General features: G+C 44.5%; 10 protein-coding genes. 4 read left to right on the forward strand and 6 right to left on the reverse strand.

The genetic code is table 11. The features are described from left to right. Window positions 1-14 precede the first annotated feature (14 nt). Window positions 15-1,667 (forward strand): FAD-dependent oxidoreductase, encoded by a 1,653-nt coding sequence (locus QT990_RS00590; RefSeq protein WP_333138333.1) that lies wholly within the window; start codon window positions 15-17, stop codon window positions 1,665-1,667. A gap of 317 nt (window positions 1,668-1,984) precedes the next feature. Here QT990_RS00590 and QT990_RS00595 read toward each other — a convergent pair whose 3' ends face one another. Together QT990_RS00595 and QT990_RS00600 are read right to left on the reverse strand one after the other, a co-directional pair. Further along, a complete protein-coding gene (locus tag QT990_RS00595) occupies window positions 1,985-2,359 on the reverse strand; it encodes a type II toxin-antitoxin system RelE/ParE family toxin (protein ID WP_333464780.1) in 375 nt (124 codons plus the stop codon). Continuing rightward, a complete protein-coding gene (locus tag QT990_RS00600) occupies window positions 2,352-2,687 on the reverse strand; it encodes a hypothetical protein (protein ID WP_333025783.1) in 336 nt (111 codons plus the stop codon). Before QT990_RS00600 ends, QT990_RS00595 begins: the two co-directional genes overlap by 8 nt. Before the next feature lie 156 nt (window positions 2,688-2,843). Here QT990_RS00600 and QT990_RS00605 point away from each other — a divergent pair, with 156 nt between their 5' ends. Together QT990_RS00605 and QT990_RS00610 are read left to right on the forward strand one after the other, a co-directional pair. Then, window positions 2,844-5,627: a valine--tRNA ligase gene (locus QT990_RS00605; RefSeq protein WP_333464781.1), complete on the forward strand. Its 2,784-nt coding sequence runs from the start codon at window positions 2,844-2,846 to the stop codon at window positions 5,625-5,627. A gap of 435 nt (window positions 5,628-6,062) precedes the next feature. Then, window positions 6,063-6,545 (forward strand): hypothetical protein, encoded by a 483-nt coding sequence (locus tag QT990_RS00610; protein WP_333464782.1) that lies wholly within the window; start codon window positions 6,063-6,065, stop codon window positions 6,543-6,545. Between the two features lie 90 nt (window positions 6,546-6,635). Here QT990_RS00610 and crtB read toward each other — a convergent pair whose 3' ends face one another. Then, the gene (crtB, locus tag QT990_RS00615) at window positions 6,636-7,565 is read right to left on the reverse strand and encodes a 15-cis-phytoene synthase CrtB (RefSeq protein WP_333464783.1); all 930 of its coding nucleotides are present in this window, start codon (window positions 7,563-7,565) and stop codon (window positions 6,636-6,638) included. A 91-nt stretch (window positions 7,566-7,656) separates the two neighbouring features. Then, entirely contained in the window at window positions 7,657-9,030 is a 1,374-nt protein-coding gene (gene pds / locus QT990_RS00620; RefSeq protein WP_333464784.1) for a 15-cis-phytoene desaturase, read from the reverse strand. A 248-nt stretch (window positions 9,031-9,278) separates the two neighbouring features. On the opposite strand from pds, the gene QT990_RS00625 reads away from it, so the two are divergent. Then, a complete protein-coding gene (locus QT990_RS00625) occupies window positions 9,279-10,028 on the forward strand; it encodes a restriction endonuclease subunit R (RefSeq protein ID WP_333300169.1) in 750 nt (249 codons plus the stop codon). A 123-nt stretch (window positions 10,029-10,151) separates the two neighbouring features. Here the strand turns inward: QT990_RS00625 and QT990_RS00630 are convergent, their stop codons facing one another. Together QT990_RS00630 and QT990_RS00635 are read right to left on the reverse strand one after the other, a co-directional pair. Further along, on the reverse strand, window positions 10,152-13,664 hold the full coding sequence (locus QT990_RS00630; RefSeq protein WP_333464785.1) for an Eco57I restriction-modification methylase domain-containing protein: 3,513 nt from the start codon (window positions 13,662-13,664) through the stop codon (window positions 10,152-10,154). Between the two features lie 239 nt (window positions 13,665-13,903). Next, the gene (locus QT990_RS00635; RefSeq protein ID WP_333464786.1) at window positions 13,904-17,329 is read right to left on the reverse strand and encodes a helicase-related protein; all 3,426 of its coding nucleotides are present in this window, start codon (window positions 17,327-17,329) and stop codon (window positions 13,904-13,906) included. Between the last annotated feature and the right edge of the window lie 19 nt (window positions 17,330-17,348).

Consider the following 17,348-nt stretch of genomic DNA (forward strand, 5'->3'; position numbering starts at 1 on the left):
AACGAGTCAACTGAATGCTCTCTACTTTCAAGAAATTAGCTTCAATTGCAATCATCTTTGCCGCCCTAGAACTTTTACTTAATTATCCGGCTTTCAGAGAAATAAAGAATTTTATCGCAAATAGAGACCCAGCAAGTGCCACCTTAGACGCTGGAACTCAGCAGCAAAAACCCAGCAGCCCCCCTCCGGTACCTCCCAAAAAATCACCGGAGCAAAAGTTTGATGTAGTAGTATATGGTGATGAAGTACCGGGGATATGTGCGGCGATATGGGCTAAGAAAACTTTAGGCGCAAAGGGCAAAGTTGCGATCGTGCGATCGAACTACGGAAGTGCTCCTTTGGGCGGGTTACTCACCCGCGGCGGTTTAGCTTACATCGATGTAGATAAAATCCCCGGTTGGTATCGCCAACCCTACGCCCAATGTTTTAAGGAATTCTTAGATAAAGCCGATGCGCCCGAATCTTGCTTAGATCCAAAAAAGGCAGATCGAGCTCTCAAACAGATGCTTTCCGCTGCAGGAGTCAAAGTTATTTCCAACTCAACTCTTACTCCCCACGTCGTAGATAAAAAACTCGAATATGCCGAAGTAACAGGCAGAAATTTAACAATTAAAGCCCACTCTTTTATTGACGTAACTCAAGACGCTGAATTGGCAAGAAAAGCAGGATTATCTTATTATACAGGATATCAATCTCAAAATATAAAATCCAAAAATGAAACTTTAGCTGTCTCTGTAGTTCCGAGAATTACAGGGATAACGATGTCCGAATTCCGCAGTATAGAAGATGAAATTCTATACGATCGGCCTTTGGTAAAAAAGATTAAAGAAAGCATTACAAAATCTAAAGATCCGGCTAGTACAAAATTCTGGATGAGGAATTTCTGGAGCACGATTTATCAGCCATATACAGACGGTTACGACATCAGAAGCGTAGCTATAGGAGCAGCGTATCACATAGACAGAAATCTGCCCTTTAGCCAAAATAAAGGATTCTTTTTTGATAAAGGCAATGTCTGCGTTTATAACAAAAATGTGCTGTCCTGGAACGGGTTTCTGTTTAAATACCAAGTTGACAAAATAATGGAGATGGAAGCTAACGGCAGAAAACCGACTCCTGAAATGATTAGAGAAATGTCATTTCTCCAATACTGGCTACAAAAGAAGTCTGGTAAAGATGTGAGAGTATTTCTTCCGGACGAGATTTATATCAGGCAAACTTTGAACGTTCGCGATGTGGTAGATCCGTTAACGGGGCAGGAGATTATCAAAGGGGGAACAGTACCCGAAAAGTCGATCGGCAGTTTTTCCTACGATTTCGATATGCGGGGCGGAGTCAAGAATTTATCTGCGAGAATTCCGCCGCTACCAGTCTATAATTTCGGGATAGAAAGCGCTTTGGCTAGCAAAGTCAAGAATTTAGCCATTGTCGGGCGATCGTCCGGTTATGTCGGTATGGCTGTATCCGTCGGGCGAATTGCGACGGTGAATATTTATCAAGGACAAGGTGTGGGCGTCGCCGCTGGTTTGGCTAGCAAGTTCGGCGTGCCGCTGAATTCGATTACTTCGGCTGAAACGAAAAAAACTCTGGAGACTTTAACTGGGAAAACGACGTATTTGTCGGGGAGAGATACGAGTTATGGGGTGGATTATAAGGAGGTGAAATAATCGACAGATAGCAGTCGCCTGTGTTGCTATACGATGTTAAACCCGCCTACAAACTATAAACTTTTGTTTGAGTTTGAGAACAAAAAACGCAATTCCTGGAGTTTAACAAATGTTATTCATTGCGATTCTTAATTATTTCAATTTGTTTTACCAGTAGGACTAAGGCAAAAAGAAAACCGATTTCTCTGCAAAATCGTGGCTTTCTCCGATAGAATGCGGGTTTGGGATTAGGGATTTCTGTCAAATAAGATATTAAAAGGATTTTTCCACTGAAAATGTCGAAACCTCATATTCGACGGCGCAAGATTCCCCAACTCTTAGATATCCTCTCGATCTTCGCTCTGCTGCTGCTCGTATTCTGTAATAATGTTCTGAATATCCTCTGCTGCAATATCGACTTGTTCGGATTTGGTGTAAAGGGTCAGCAAAATGATTCCCGTTGCTGTTTGAACGTAGTAAATTAAACGGTATCCACCACTTTTACCTTTTTGAGTGTCGCTATTTCGGACTCTCAATTTGAAGACTGCATAACCCACTCCAGCAAGTCGATCTCCTGGCAGTTCTCCCCGTGTGAGTTGTTCGATAATGGGTTGAATATCATTGCGAATGCTGCGGTATTTTTTTGCCAGAGTGCGTAAATTGCGATTGAAGGTTGGTGAAACTATAACTTGAATTAAGGGCAAGTCAGTCATTTTCAATTCCTTCCCACATTTGAGCAACCGAAATGGTTTGCCCAGTCATGGCTTCGTGCCAAGCTTGCCGAAAATCTTGTAGCAGCGCTGCTTTAGATTGGCCCTCTCCGTCAATTTCTGAGGGTTCTGGAATACTAAAAGAATTAGCAGGAGGCATCTCTTGGATTTCTGCTGAGAAAACCTCTGGCAGATTATTTTGCGAAATGATTACCCCCTGACGTTGCTTTTGGCTTAGAAACTCTATAAAACTCGCAACTAATGCCAGATGTTCTGGAGAAAGTCGATCGAGCCATCGATCGATTTGATGTCGAAGTGCTGCTACATTCATAATGCCATCAAACCTTTTAATTTTACCTTCATTTTAACTTGACACTCCCCGCCTTGAATATCGCTCTTCCCTCTGCCTCTGACACGGATGCGGTTCAAAACTCTTCTCCTCCCTTCTATGGCACAATCATAAATAAGATCAAACTCCGAAGCCACCATGACCGCAAACCTACCACCCCAATACGACCCCCAAGCCACCGAAGCCAAGTGGCAAAAATACTGGGAAGACAACCAAACCTTCAAAGCTGACCCCGAAAAAGGCGGCGAACCTTACTGCGTCGTCATCCCGCCGCCCAACGTCACCGGCAGTCTCCACATGGGACACGCTTTTGAAGAGACGCTGATTGATGTCCTCGTCCGCTATCACCGCATGACTGGACGCAATACCCTGTGGTTGCCGGGAACGGATCATGCTAGCATCGCCGTTCAAACTATTCTCGAAAAGCAACTCAAAGCAGAAGGCAAAACTCGCCACGATTTAGGCAGAGAAAAATTCTTGGAACGGGCCTGGGAGTGGAAAGCTGAATCGGGCAATACTATTACTAATCAATTACGCAGTTTGGGCGTGTCTGTCGATTGGTCGCGTGAACGCTTTACGATGGATGAAGGCTTATCCGCTGCGGTTTTAGAAGCATTTGTCCGCCTGTACGATGAGGGGCTGATTTATCGCGGCAATTACCTGGTGAATTGGTGTCCGGCGAGTCAGTCTGCTGTGTCGGATTTGGAGGTTGATCAGCAGGAAGTTGACGGGCATTTGTGGCATTTCCGCTATCCTTTGACGGACGGTTCTGGTTATTTGGAGGTGGCGACGACTCGGCCGGAAACGATGTTGGGCGATACTGCGGTGGCGGTAAATCCACAGGACGATCGCTACAAACATCTTATCGGTAAAACTGTGACTTTGCCGATCGTGAATCGCGAAATCCCAATCATTGCTGATGAGTTTGTCGATCCGACTTTCGGAACAGGTTGTGTCAAGGTGACACCCGCCCACGATCCGAATGACTTCGAGATGGGTAAGCGTCACAATTTGCCGTTTATTAACATTATGAATAAGGACGGCACTTTAAATGAAAATGCCGGAGAGTTCCAGGGACAAGACCGCTTTGTTGCCCGGAAAAATGTGGTGCAGCGGTTAGAACATGACGGGGTTTTGGTTAAAATAGAAGATTATAAGCATACAGTTCCCTACAGCGAACGCGGCAAAGTTCCGGTCGAACCTTTGCTATCTACGCAATGGTTTGTGAAGATCGAGCCTCTTTCTCAACGTGCTTTAGAAGCATTAGATCAAAGTAACTCACCAGTCTTTGTTCCTGACAGATGGACAAAGGTTTATCGGGATTGGTTGGTGAAGCTGAAGGATTGGTGTATCTCCCGACAATTGTGGTGGGGACACCAAATCCCGGCTTGGTATGCTGTTAGCGAAACTCAGGGCGAAATTACTGATACAACGCCGTTTGTGGTGGCAAAAACTGAAGCTGAAGCTAGGGAAAAAGCTACGACTAAATTTGGTAATGACGTGCAGCTAGCAAGAGATCCAGACGTATTGGATACTTGGTTTTCGTCTGGGTTGTGGCCTTTCTCAACTTTGGGATGGCCGGACGAAACTAAAGATTTGGAGTTTTACTATCCCACAACTACTTTGGTGACTGGTTTTGATATCATCTTTTTCTGGGTTGCTAGAATGACGATGATGGCCGGACATTTTACTGGAAAGATGCCTTTTGATACTGTTTACATTCACGGTTTGGTGTTGGATGAAAACGGTCAGAAAATGTCTAAGAGTAAAAATAACGGTATCGATCCGCTGCTGTTGATTGGTAAGTACGGTACTGATGCTTTGCGCTACACTTTGGTTAAGGAAGTGGTAGGGGCCGGTCAAAATATTCGCATGGAGTACGATCGCAAAACTGATGAATCGAAATCGGTTGAAGCTTCGCGGAACTTCACGAATAAGTTGTGGAATGCGGCCCGGTTTGTGATGATGAATTTGGAGGGACAGACGCCGCAGCAGTTGGGAATTCCTTACCCCCCCCAACCCCCCCTTACTAAGGGGGGGAGAGAAGAAGATTCCCTTACCAAGGGGGGGAAAGAAGAAGGGTTGGAATTGTGCGATCGCTGGATTCTTTCTCGCTACCATCAAGTTGTGCAGCAAAGCCGCAATTGTTTGGAAACTTACGGTTTGGGGGAAGCGGCGAAGGGACTTTATGAGTTTATTTGGGGCGATTTCTGTGACTGGTATATTGAGTTAGTCAAGTCTCGCTTGCAACAGGATGCTGAACCAAATTCTAAGAAAGTGGCCCAGCAAACTTTTGCTTTTGTGTTGGAAGGGATTCTGAAACTGCTGCATCCTTTCATGCCACACATTACTGAGGAAATTTGGCACACTCTGACTCAAACAGGTGACGATCGATGTTTGGCTTTGCAAGCTTATCCTGAAGCGGATATCTCGCTAATTGATGCTGATTTGGAACAGCAGTTTGAGTTGTTGTTCGGTACTATTCGCACTATTCGCAATTTGCGGGCAGATTCGGATATCAAACCCAGTGTGAAGGTGACGGCGATTTTGCAAAGCGAAAGCGAGAAAGAACGCCAAATAATCTCAGATGGAGGCGTTTACATTCAGGATTTGGCAAAAGTCGAAAATCTGACCGTAACTGCTAGTTTGGATGCAGATTTGGGACAGACAATTGCTGGGGTGGTCGGTACTGTGCAAGTATTGATTCCTCTGGCTGGGGTGGTTGATTTGGCGGCTTTGCGTGCTAAGTTAGAGAAGAAGTTGAGCAAGGTGGAAGCTGAAATTAAGCATACTGCGGCGCGTTTGACTAATCAGAAGTTTGTGGATAAGGCTACTCCTGATGTGGTTCAGGGCGCGAGGGATGCTTTGGCGGAAGCCGAAAAACAAGCGGAGATTTTGCGCGATCGGCTAAAGGTGTTTTAAGGAGTCATTAGTCATTAGTCAGCAGTCATTAGTCGCGGGTGGGGTGAGAAACCGGGTTTCTACGAATTTTTCGGTTGAGTAACGAAAAATATTGAAAGAAACCCGGTTTCTGAGGAGATTATCATTTTTATTATGCTGGGCGATCGCTGTATAAAAACATCCCAAAATCCCGTAGGGGCGGGTTAACCAGCCATCTATGAAATACACAAACAATCTCGTAAACCCGCCCTCTCCTCAGCCATTATTTACATCACAATTTTACCTCTAAATTCATCGTACATTTTTATTGTTGGTGGGCGGGGGCGGGTTTATAGTATTATTGATGTTTACCATAAATGGTTGGCGAACCCGCCCCTACAAATTTGGTTTCAATAATAGAACCAATTGTGCTAACACGGGCAATTAATCACCAATTACCAATTACTAATTACCCTCATGTTATATTTAGCCCAAGTACAAAAGAAGGAAATTTTAGGCGAACCCGCCCTGCAATTGCTGGCTTGCCAAAATTCTGATGATACTTGGGCTATTCTTAGTGAAGAAAGTTTCTTGACATTACCGAAAGATTTGGCTCAAAATCCAATTAACTCTGCAACTAATGTTTTAAATGAAGGGATTTTAGTATTAGCAAATGTTGACGAAAATAGCCAGGTTTTGCATATTCAAGCAGCTACAAACTGGGTATTACAATTAGTAGAAAAATATTTAACAACAGGTTTTACTCCCGATTTTTTGCAGCAAGAAGCCCAGAAAGCAGAAGATTGGAGGCAATCTCTCACTTTGCAGAGTCAAGAATTGTCTCGCCGCTTGATTGAAGTTGAAGCCCGCCGGGAACAAATTCAAAACTTAGAAGCAAAACTCCAGCAGGAAAAGCAATTGTTGGAAAGTTCGATCGCCCAATTGAAAACAAACAATTGAAAACAAAATTTGAATCCGCCGAATATAATTCGGGGCTATACAAACAAAGTCCGCCTACGCGGACTAAGATAAAAGCAAAATTGCCTGCGGCTAAAGCACTTTTGACTTCATCCAAGCAGCGGGGAGACACCGCAGTTTCTGATAATTGCTAACATAAGCCCGCTTCTGAAACACATCATATTGATTGCGTTCGATCGCATTTAAGATTCTGCTGTAGAGCATTGTAGCAGCCCAAACAGTCCAGCGAATATCGGGACTGAGCACTTTAATTCCCGGTTCGGCGCTGGCGTATAATTTGCGAGCTCGCTGAATTTGAAACCGCATCAATTCCCGCCAGCGGTTGTCAATCACACCGTTGAATAAATCTTCTTCGGTGTAGTTAAACAAGGCTAAGTCTTCTAAGGGAATGTAAATGCGGCCGCGGCGGGCGTCTTCTCCGACATCGCGCAGAATATTAGTCAACTGCTTGGCAATACCGAGGGAGATGGCTTCTTCTTTGGGAATTCTATTCCCCCAGTGCCAATTCCAGTTAGCAGCGGAGTTCGATTCGCCTACACCCATGACAGACATCGACATCAGCCCGACAGTACCCGCTACTCGATAACAGTAAAGATTGAGCTCTTCAAAAGTTTCGTAGCGGCTGCGGTACAAGTCCATTTGCTGGCCCGCAATCATCTCTCGAAACGGCCCAATGTCGATCGGGAAACGAGACAGCGTATCCACTAAAGCTACGTCGTAGTCGTCGTGAGGATGGCCCGCAAACACAGATTCTAGGCGTTTTTCCCACAGATTGAGGGTTTCAGGGGTCGTTGCATCAGAACCCGGCCCGTCTACGAGTTCGTCGGTGCGGCGGCACCAGACGTAAATCGCCCAAATCGCCCGACGCTTGGCTTCGGGCATGAGTTGAGTGCCTAAATAAAAATTTTTGGCATAACTCGCCGTGACTTGGCGGCACAGTTCGTAAGAGTCATCCACAGAGGCCAGAGTTCTCATGCACTGGAGTTTTGACAGTTGCAGCATCCGAGAATAAGAAATTTAAAGATTAGAACTGATTTTCCCCCGTTTAGAAAACGGGAGATTTTTTACGTCTTTATGAAAAATTCTTAATTTTTCATTGGTTATTGGCCGTTGAAATAGCCTGCGCTGTCAGCTTACCAGAAAGCACGGCACCTTCCATACTCGCAAGATAACGCTGCATTGTATAATCCCCCGTTAGATAGAAATTGCTAATGGGAGTTGTTTGTGTGGGACGGCACTGCTGGCGTCCGGGAGTGGCTTTGTAGACGGAACGTGGGGTTTTGACTACGTGATATTTGAGCAGTTTGGCTGGTTCTGGGATTTGATCGGGAAAGAGTTTTTCTAACTCGACCATTGTGGCTGCGACGATATCTTCGTCAGATTTGCCGATCCAGTCTTTGGCCGGTGCTAAAACCAGTTCCAGCATTGATTTGTCTGGGTTGGCATATTCGCGGCAGGTGTTGCTCATGTCGGCGTAGACGCTCAGCAAGGGCGATCGCGAGAACAGCAAATGGTCGATTTCAGTTAGCTTGCGATCGAACCACAAGTGTACATTAATGACGGGTACTCCCTCCAAACCTTCGAGCTGTTTGAAATAATCCATTTCGCCCCAAGGTTTCGGCATCATCAACTTCAGCGGGTCAACCGGCATCGCGGAAACGTAAATATCGGCGGTCAGAATTTCTGACTCTGCCCCTTTTACTCCCCGAATGTGGAAGCCCCGCACCGTGTTGTCATCGTTGAGCAAAAACTCCCCGATGGGTGCATTCAGCCGGACTTCACCACCGCGCTCAGTTATGTAGTCTACCATCGGCTGACACAACCTTTCTGTGGGGGAACCGTCTAAAAAAGCCATTTTCGAGCCGTTTTTCTCTTGCAGGAAGCGGTTGAGGGCTGTCAGCAGTATGGTTGCGGATATTTCGTGGGGGTCGATGAAGTTGAGCGCCTTGGACATGGCGATGAATACTTCTTTTTCGACTCTGGGGGGGACGTTTTGCTTTTTCAGCCAGTCGGAAAACGAGTATTTGTCCATTGCTTCGACATAGTTTTGACCCTGAAGCATCGCCGGAATCAAACCTATACCGAAGCGGATTTTTTCGGGCCAAGTGAGCATATCGTTGTTGCTCAGGATGGCTGCGACGCCGTTGAAGGGAGCCGGAAGGTCGGGAAAGTCAAAGCGGGAATAGGTTCCGGGGGTTTCCGGCTGATTGAAAATCATCGAGTGCTCTTTCCATTGCAGCCGGTCTTCGATGTCAAGTTCTTTGAATAGTTGGAGCATATTCGGGTATGCACCGAAGAAGATGTGGAGGCCGGTTTCGTACCAGTCGCCGTCTGCATCTTTCCAGGCGGCTACTTTGCCGCCGAGTACGTCCCGACTTTCTAGGAGGATGGGGGTGTGGCCCGCGTCGGTAAGATATTTAGCGCAGGAAAGTCCTGCTAAGCCTGCTCCGGCGATCGCAACTCGCATTTGATACTACTTGGCCTCTGTGTTCGCTTCGTTTTCATTATACTTTACAACTCGTTACATTTTTTGGGAACAATCTGTAGGAATGTGGCGGGGCTTGGAGGTGTCGGCTTAGCCCGAAAGTCCGACAGGGAATGAATTCCCTGTCTCATAGCGCAAGTCCTCTCAAAGAGGACTAATGAGTTCTTCAGTCCTCTTTGAGAGGACTTTAGCTTTGAGGCAGGGGTTTCAACCCCTGCCGGACTGCGGGTGTGACCTTAAGTGCCCTAGTGCCCTATGCCCTAGTAAACGCAATTAACAGAAATTTAGCAATTATTGCTATCATCAATTATGAGGCAAATTTCAATAAATTAGTTAAATTTATGGTACAAACAATTCAATCTAGAAATGTCGCGCTGAACGACTTGGAAACCCAATTCAAAATAGAGTTGATTGAGGATGACCAATTCTTTCGCGAGTGGCAAGATGATTTACCAGAAATCAGCGATCCTGAAAAACAGCGATTAGACAGAGTGAAAGCAAGTTACAGGAATTTGCTTGCTCGTCCACCAATGCTAGAAAATACAGTCAAAATGGTAGTGCTGTCTCCGCTGTGGGATTTAGCTGACTTTTATCTTGCTCCTTTTCACGTTACTTCCGAAAAGTCTCTAGAAATCCTTGACGAAGACGAGGGAGTGATTGTGAGAGGACAGTTGGATGTTTTGGCTTTGTTTCAGGAGTTTTGGGTAGTGGTGATCGAGTCCAAGAAGGCTGCGTTTTCTTTGGAGGTAGGGATTCCGCAATTACTAGCTTATATGTTAGCTAATCTTAAGGGCGATCGACCTACTTACGGATTGTTAATGAATGGCTCTAGTTTTTTGTTTGTCAAATTAGTTAAAGGGGAAACACCGCAGTACGCTTTTTCGCGCTGGTTTTCTATGTTCAATCCGGGGAATGATTTGTACAGTGTGCTGAGTATTTTGAAGCGCCTCGGCGAGTTGAATATTAGTAATCTGGTTTAGTGGGGGAATCAGAAACCGGGTTTTTGCGAAAATCTTTGGTTTCACCCGCAGATTCGGTAAAAAACCCGGTTTCTTTGGTTGGAGTGCATAAGTCCTGAAATGGATGATTTCAGGTTCCCCCGGTTATGCCGCAAAGGTGCGATATGCTTCCAAGGCTGCTTGTTTCACTGTTTCTGGCACGATCGGAAAAGTAGTCAAAATATAGGCAAATTCGGCTTCGGTTAAGCCGTAAAGGTGGGCGATGATGCCGTCTAATTCGGCTCGCAATTGAGCGCGTTCAGTTTCATCGGTAACACCTTCTCGGTGCGAGTTTAAGCCGACTTCTTGGGCTAATTCGTCAAATTCTGGGGCGGTGCAGATCAGTTTGGCGGCGCGCTGTACGATGTCAGTGAAGTATTTGTCGCCTGATGTTAATCGCGGTACGGGAAGTTGATAAACATAGAAAAAGTTGATGTTTGCTGAAATTCGAGAGCGAAGTGCATAATCGACAATAAAACTATTCCAAACACTGACTAAATATAAACACTGATGATTATTAGGTGGAGGCTCACTACCTTCTGAACAACGCAACACTGACTGAAAGTTTTCTGCTTGAAAGTTAGGTGGAATGACTGTGGCTATCATTGTTCTGGTATTTGTACTGCTTGCAATCTTACGAAATCCAGCTCTATAAGTCTGATAATCTAGAGTTTGACCTCTATCCTGTTCTTTTCCAAGTATCGCAGCTCGTCCTTGTGATTCCTCTATCCAATAACGCGGTTCGCAAAGAGTATGAGTAAACTGCTCAATCATTTTCCCTTCATAAAGTGGCAGTCTCCCTTTCCCTGGTTCTTGCTTGAATAAATGACTGTCATTAGTCATGTGAAATTCCGCAGTTAACCGCAGATTCCATTTCCCCTCAATCTGTTCGCCCAGCAAAGGGAATTGCAGCATTTTCTCAGCAATGCGAATATCTCCCTCATTTTTAAACTCCATCACCGACAGAGAGTCAGGAGATAAGCGACGAATCAAGTTAACAGAAATCTCAATACATTCATCTTGATTATTCAGAAAAGTATCGAGTTTTTCCACCCGAATCGCTTCTCGCGGATTGATGCGGAAAGCAGCTTGAAATGACTCTGTACTTTTCCCTTTCTCAAAAGTGAGCAAGCAAAACTTGAATCGGTGATCCACTCCTTCAAAAATAAACCTTTCATTTGACAAACCAAACAGTGAATCAATCTCAGTCTCAACAAATAACATTTCCCGCAGTTGCTTAGTTCCCAAATCAGTATAAACTCCTGAAGGAATGATGATACCGCACTCGCCATTTGGGCGTAAGAGGTTAAAACATTGCTCTAGAAAAAGCTTGTAGAAGTTAATATCAGTACCAGACTTTTTGCCGTTGACAATTGAAATCTGATTTTTGTACTGTTCCGCTGAACGGTAGTAAGCACTAACATGGGGAAATTCACTCAAATATTTTAACCAAGTTTCAGCAATTTCAGGGTTTTGCAAAATTTTATTTTGCTCTTTTTCAAAAGTTTTGATATCCATCTTGCTTTTTTTGGCTAGTTCGTTATGCTGCACAAAAAACTCTCTAGCATTTGGCTTAAATATTTCCCAAGGTGGATTAGTAATAATCGCATCAAAACCGCCCCGTTGATGCAAAATCTCATCAAACTCATAGCCCCAGTGAAAAGGCTTCAAAGCTTCTATATCAGCGAGAGTCAGGGTACGCTTAATCGGCTTACCGCTAATCTGTGCTTGTTCAAACTTAATTTTTAACTGCTTGAAATCTTCCAACAAAATCTTATTAATATTTTCGATAGCCGGCGCTTTCTTTTCCGCAATTTCATCTCGTAAACTCTGCAAGTTTTGGCTATAGGTAGTCGCATGACGGTAAATAGAAATCAGACGGTTTTTCTCCTCTAATACTTGTCTATATGTCTTGTGAAACAAATTTAACTGAGTTCCACTTCCTTCATATTCTGCGTCATCCACCCGCAGTAATCCTATTAAAGAATTGCCCGCCATGATGTTAAAATCAATATTCGGCAACGGTTCCAAGTCGTTGACATTCTGCGCGGCCGAAACTAAGGCTAAAAACAGTCGCAATTTAGCAATTTCCACGGCTTCCGGCATGATATCCACGCCGTAGAGGTTATCGCTAATAATCCGTTTTTTGATATAGTAGTTAAGTGAACTATGCTCTTTTTCGATGTCTTTTAGGTAGTCATTGAGGTAACGATCCTTTAAAAACTTGCTTGTACCGATGACTGTTGAATAGATGTAAATCAGCGTTTTCATGGCTGCGACTAAAAACGCGCCGGAACCGCAGGCTGGGTCTAATAATGTTAGGTTTGGGAGGATTTCTGTTAGCAGGCGGCGGCAGAGATTGGCGTCGAGATTGGTGAGGAGTTCGGTGATAGTTTCAAATTTACGGGGAATTGGGAATTGGGCATCGGGCATGGGGAATTGGGCATGGGGTAGGCACGGGGGCACTACCCCTACAAAACCTGGGTTTTCCTCTGTAGGGGCGGTGCCCCCGTGCCCGCCCTCATTAATTTTATCGAGGATTAGTTTGTTGATTGTGCGATCGCACAAATATTCAGTAATCTCCGGCCTGGTATAATAAGCACCAAAGGCTTTTTGGTTAATGTATTTCTCAAAGATGTATCCCAAAACCGCCGGATTAATTTCGTTTTCCTTCCCGCCCACTGTATCGTCAAGATTCCAAGAATAGGCGGCAAATAACTTAAATATTTTCTCAAAAGCAGCATCGGGTATGGCAATATTCGGATAATTTTGTTCGATGGGATGTTCGAGAAACAGTCCGCCATTCAAATATTTAACATCGCCGATTAATTCTTTAACCCCTTCCTCCCGCAAATCCAGAGGTTTAGCAAATCCATCAAAAAACAGTGTTTTCAAGAATTGCGAGTAAAATAAATCCGTTCCCCGCTGTTTGCTTTCGGCTAACTTTTCCTGCAAATACAGCATTTTGCCGCTGTCGATAAATCCTTTGCGCTGCAAAAAATAAACAAACATCAAGCGGTTGAGTAAAACCGAAGTATACCAGCGCCTATCTGTTTCCTTGTCAATGCCGCGAATCACACTTAAAAATTCAACGTGTTGCTGTTTAAACTCTTCAAAAAACTTTTTAGTTACTCGTTCGACATCCAAGCCAGCCTGCAATCTTTGGGCGACATCAATCACCGAAAGCGTTTCTAATTCTTCTAAATCAACCTTTAAAGCTGTCACTTTACTCAGCAGCAAATCGCAAGGTTCCCGTTTCACGTATACATGATCGCGGGGATAAAGCTTTGTACCTTCGCGCTTTACCCAATACCAGAGACATTTGGTGCGATTTTTGTCAATAAAAATCAACAAATTTTCGGCGGAAATTTGGACGATTTCGCGATAAATTGTCAGTCTTTCGGCGCTGTTGGGGATGTTTCCGCTATCGGCGATAATTTCATATACAACTACTCCGTTAAGTTGGGCGATGGCTTTTCGGGAATAAGTCTCGCCTTCTATTTCTAAAGATACGGTTTTGTGGGATGATGGATTATCCCAACCGAGTTTTTGGACGAACAATTTGTTGAATTCAAAGTCTTGGAGAAGTTCGCGGGATTCTTTAAGTGTTTGTGGCATGGTTATATATGAAGGAATAAGGGAGAACTGTAGTAGGGACACGGCACCGTGTCCAAGGCGTGTCAAATTAACGTTAAACCGAGAGTCAGATAGTCCGACAGTCCGACAGTCCGACAGGGGTTGAAACCCCTGTCTCAAAGCGAAAGTCCTCTTAAGAGGACTGAGAAGAAAAATTTTCAATTCATGAGTCGTCTTTAGACGACTTTCGCTATTAGACAGGGAATTCATTCCCTGGCGGACTAGCTGGATGGTGAGAGGAATGGCGGACTGACAGCTTTCTCCTGAAACAAGCCTAAAGAACAAATAATCATCGGTTCCCGTTTGTCTTCGTCTTCATTGACTATACACAAACGGTCATCCATCCGCAAACCCACGACTAATTCTGCTAATTGTCGATCGCCAATTCCGCTTTTTAACTGCCGATTTAACGTGTCAATTGCCGACTGGCGCAGGGGATAGCGGTAAATTTCATCAATCGCTTTTGACAATTCATCGGATGCAAATATTGTACCATTCATTTCCTTAAAGTAACTCTTCAAACGTTCGTATGTTCGGAACCGGGCCCCGGAAGGCCTGCCCAATTGTCCGCCCGCAGTTAACTCTTCTTCTGCTATCAACTCTGCACCTTTTGTGACTAATTCGTGATGCTGTTTGTCTCTGGGAATTGCTGGTGTCGCTTCCTCGCAGGCTGCAATTCTGAGGATTCCGAGTTGCGATTGACTAACGCTATTGCCATCGCGATCGACCCAAATCAACGAATCATTTCCCTCGGCGGTTTTCATGTACAATAAAACTCCTTCTGGTTGCAAGGGTGCGGGAGTATGATTGCGAGTTGAATAAACTACATTTGGCATTGACTCAATGGTTTTTTTCAAAATTGGGTTGTTGTCCGTGGCATTTTTCCAAATTTGAAAAGCTTCCGATGTTAAGTCAACTTCGGCATCTTCTTCGCCATCTAAAATTCCTGATTTTTCATTGTAAATATCGAGAATTACTTGAGGTGAGTCATCCTCAAAAAATGTCTCATCAGTTCCGACGACTTCGGCATTTTCTTGCAAGCGTCGGCGCAGTCTTTCGCGCAGGTTGATAATGCGATCGACTCCTTCGTCTGGCAAAAACGAATAGCACAAAATGCGATCGGCTTTTTGACCGATTCTATCCACTCTTCCCGCCCGCTGAATTAACCGAATAATTGCCCAAGGTAAGTCATAATTAACGATAATCGCACTGTCTTGTAAGTTGTGACCTTCACTCAGAATGTCGGTGGCAATTAAGATTCGCAATTCTCGTTCTGGGGAGATTTTGTCACGCTTACCGTTGCTAGTCGGACTAAACCGAAATGTGAGTTCGGTGGGGTCTTTTGATTTACCTGTCACCGATGCAGCGCCCGCAATATTTAGCTGAGTTAAATTATCAGTTATATAGCGGACTGTATCGGCAAACTGAGTAAAAATTAATACTTTCTCATGGGGGTGAGTTTCTGTGAGCAATTTCACCAAAGCAGCTAACTTTTCATCGGGTTGAGAATGCCATTCACCGCAAGTTTGCAAGACTTCTATCAGACAGCGGGCATCTTCTAGCAAATCCCGTTTTAACTTCTTGGTATCAAAAAAGTCTGATTTGAGCCATTTAAACCTGCGCGGGTAGCGCGTTTTATATTCTCGATAAACAACTTCTGCCCGCTGTTTAAAACTCTTTTCGCTTAACAGCAATTCTGCTTCACTATCTAAAGTTTCGCCCGCATCATCTTCGATTTCTTCGCTTTCAAAACTGCTAACCACCACAGAATCAGCATCTTCATCGCTGTTGCGGGTATCCAACAAGTCGGCATCCTGGGTGCCGATCGGAATATCGAAGTTTTGGTCGATCGCATATAAATAGATAAAATTCCGCAGGATGTGGCGCTCGATCGACTGGATAAAGGCACTGCCGCTGCTTTCTAGCCGTTTAAACAGGTTTGTCCGCGAAAATCCCATTAACCGCCGACCCCCACGAAATAGGGCATTTAACTGCCGCTGTTCTGCTTCAGTCGGCTGTTGTTTGGGTTTTTTGGCGATGTAATTTCCCAGCCCGTAACGCGGCAGATTTAGTGCATTGATGACTTCGACAATTTCCTCAAAGTCAAGCTGGGAGTTAGTTGCGGAAGTTTCCGAGGAAAACTTAATGGTTTTGGGAAGGCGATCGGGAAAATAGGAACGAGTGCGATCGGCAAATTCTAGATATTTGCGCTTCTTCTCTGCGTCAGTTTCCGCATAATTTTCTTTAATAAAAGAGCGAGTGCGCCTCACCATGTAGTGCTTCATCAAATCTCGCCAATCATCAGGATGTTCGCTTTTTTCAAAAGCAGCCAAAGAGCGCACGGAACATTGATGCCGCTTAATAAATTCTAACTCTCCTTGACTGCCTCCGCCCAATTGGTTCAGCAAAGCTTCGGGCCGCAGTCCTAAATTTTGGTCTTCAGGAATAAACAGCCGCAACTGAGAAGATAAATCTAAATAGGTTTTGTTGTAGGGAGTTGCTGAAAGCAAAATACATTTACTTTCGTTGATGGCAATATATTCTTGAATTGCTCGATATCGCTTGCCTTCTCGGTTTCTGAGGTTGTGACTTTCATCAATTAACACAACTCGATAGCGGCGCAATTCTGGCAATTCTTGCTGTACCAGACTGATGGATAAGACTTTGGCACCCAGGAGATACTTACAATTATACTCCTCCCACATTTTGACCAAGTTTTTGGGACAAATAATCAGGGTTTCCAAGAAACAGTCTTCTTGTAAAATTTTGGCGATCGCACTTCCGACTAAAGTTTTACCCAACCCTACAACGTCGCCAATAATTACGCCTCCCCGTCTGGTAATGTGACGGGCGGCTAACTTAACGGCTTCTTCTTGAAATTTAAATAAACCCTTAAAAGCGCGGGGAATCTGAAACTCAGCAATACCTGCGATCGCCTCGCGGGACAAATGATAGACAATGTTGAGATAGATGTGATAAGGTGGAATTAGTTCTGCTCTAGCCCAACTGCGATCGATAATTTCTGCGAGTTCTTTAGAAATATCAACACAGCCGTATTCTTCCCAGCGATCGTCAAACCATTTTTGCAACTTATTACAAGCATCAAAATCTAAAATATCAATATTCAATTCCCCTTGTTTTGACAGTCCCGATAAAGTCAGATTGCTGCTGCCCAAAAAACCTACAATTGGGCTGTTTGGGTCTTGACGATGAACGAGATAAAGTTTAGCGTGCAGTGGGTAAGCTAAGAATAATTTAACAATAACTTTTCCGCTTTTAATCTGATAGCTTAACCTGCGTAAGCCCTGCTCGTCGCGATCGTTGGGAGCGCCGATCGTCAACTGGTGGCGAAATTCCTCAGCCATCCGTTTTTTGAGCCGAATAATGGCATTATTGTCAATCCCCCCGTGATGGGAAATCAGGCTAAAACTAGCATTCAATTCATCTGATGGCAAACTTTGCATTCCCACCAAAAGGCGGCAGCAGGCTCCTGGATTTCCCACATAAGCTTCGATTAAATCGCCAATTCTCCGCCATCCCCGAAGATTGAAATAGCCCACGCAAAAATCTGCCCGATAGGAGAGTTTAATGGTGTCTCGCAATGCTGGTAGCAGTGATTGTTCGATGTTGTCAAAAATGCGCGGCACTTGGTTTCCTCTGTTATAT

The organism is Microcoleus sp. T3_B1, assembly GCF_036700445.1.
Lineage (GTDB): Bacteria > Cyanobacteriota > Cyanobacteriia > Cyanobacteriales > Microcoleaceae > Microcoleus.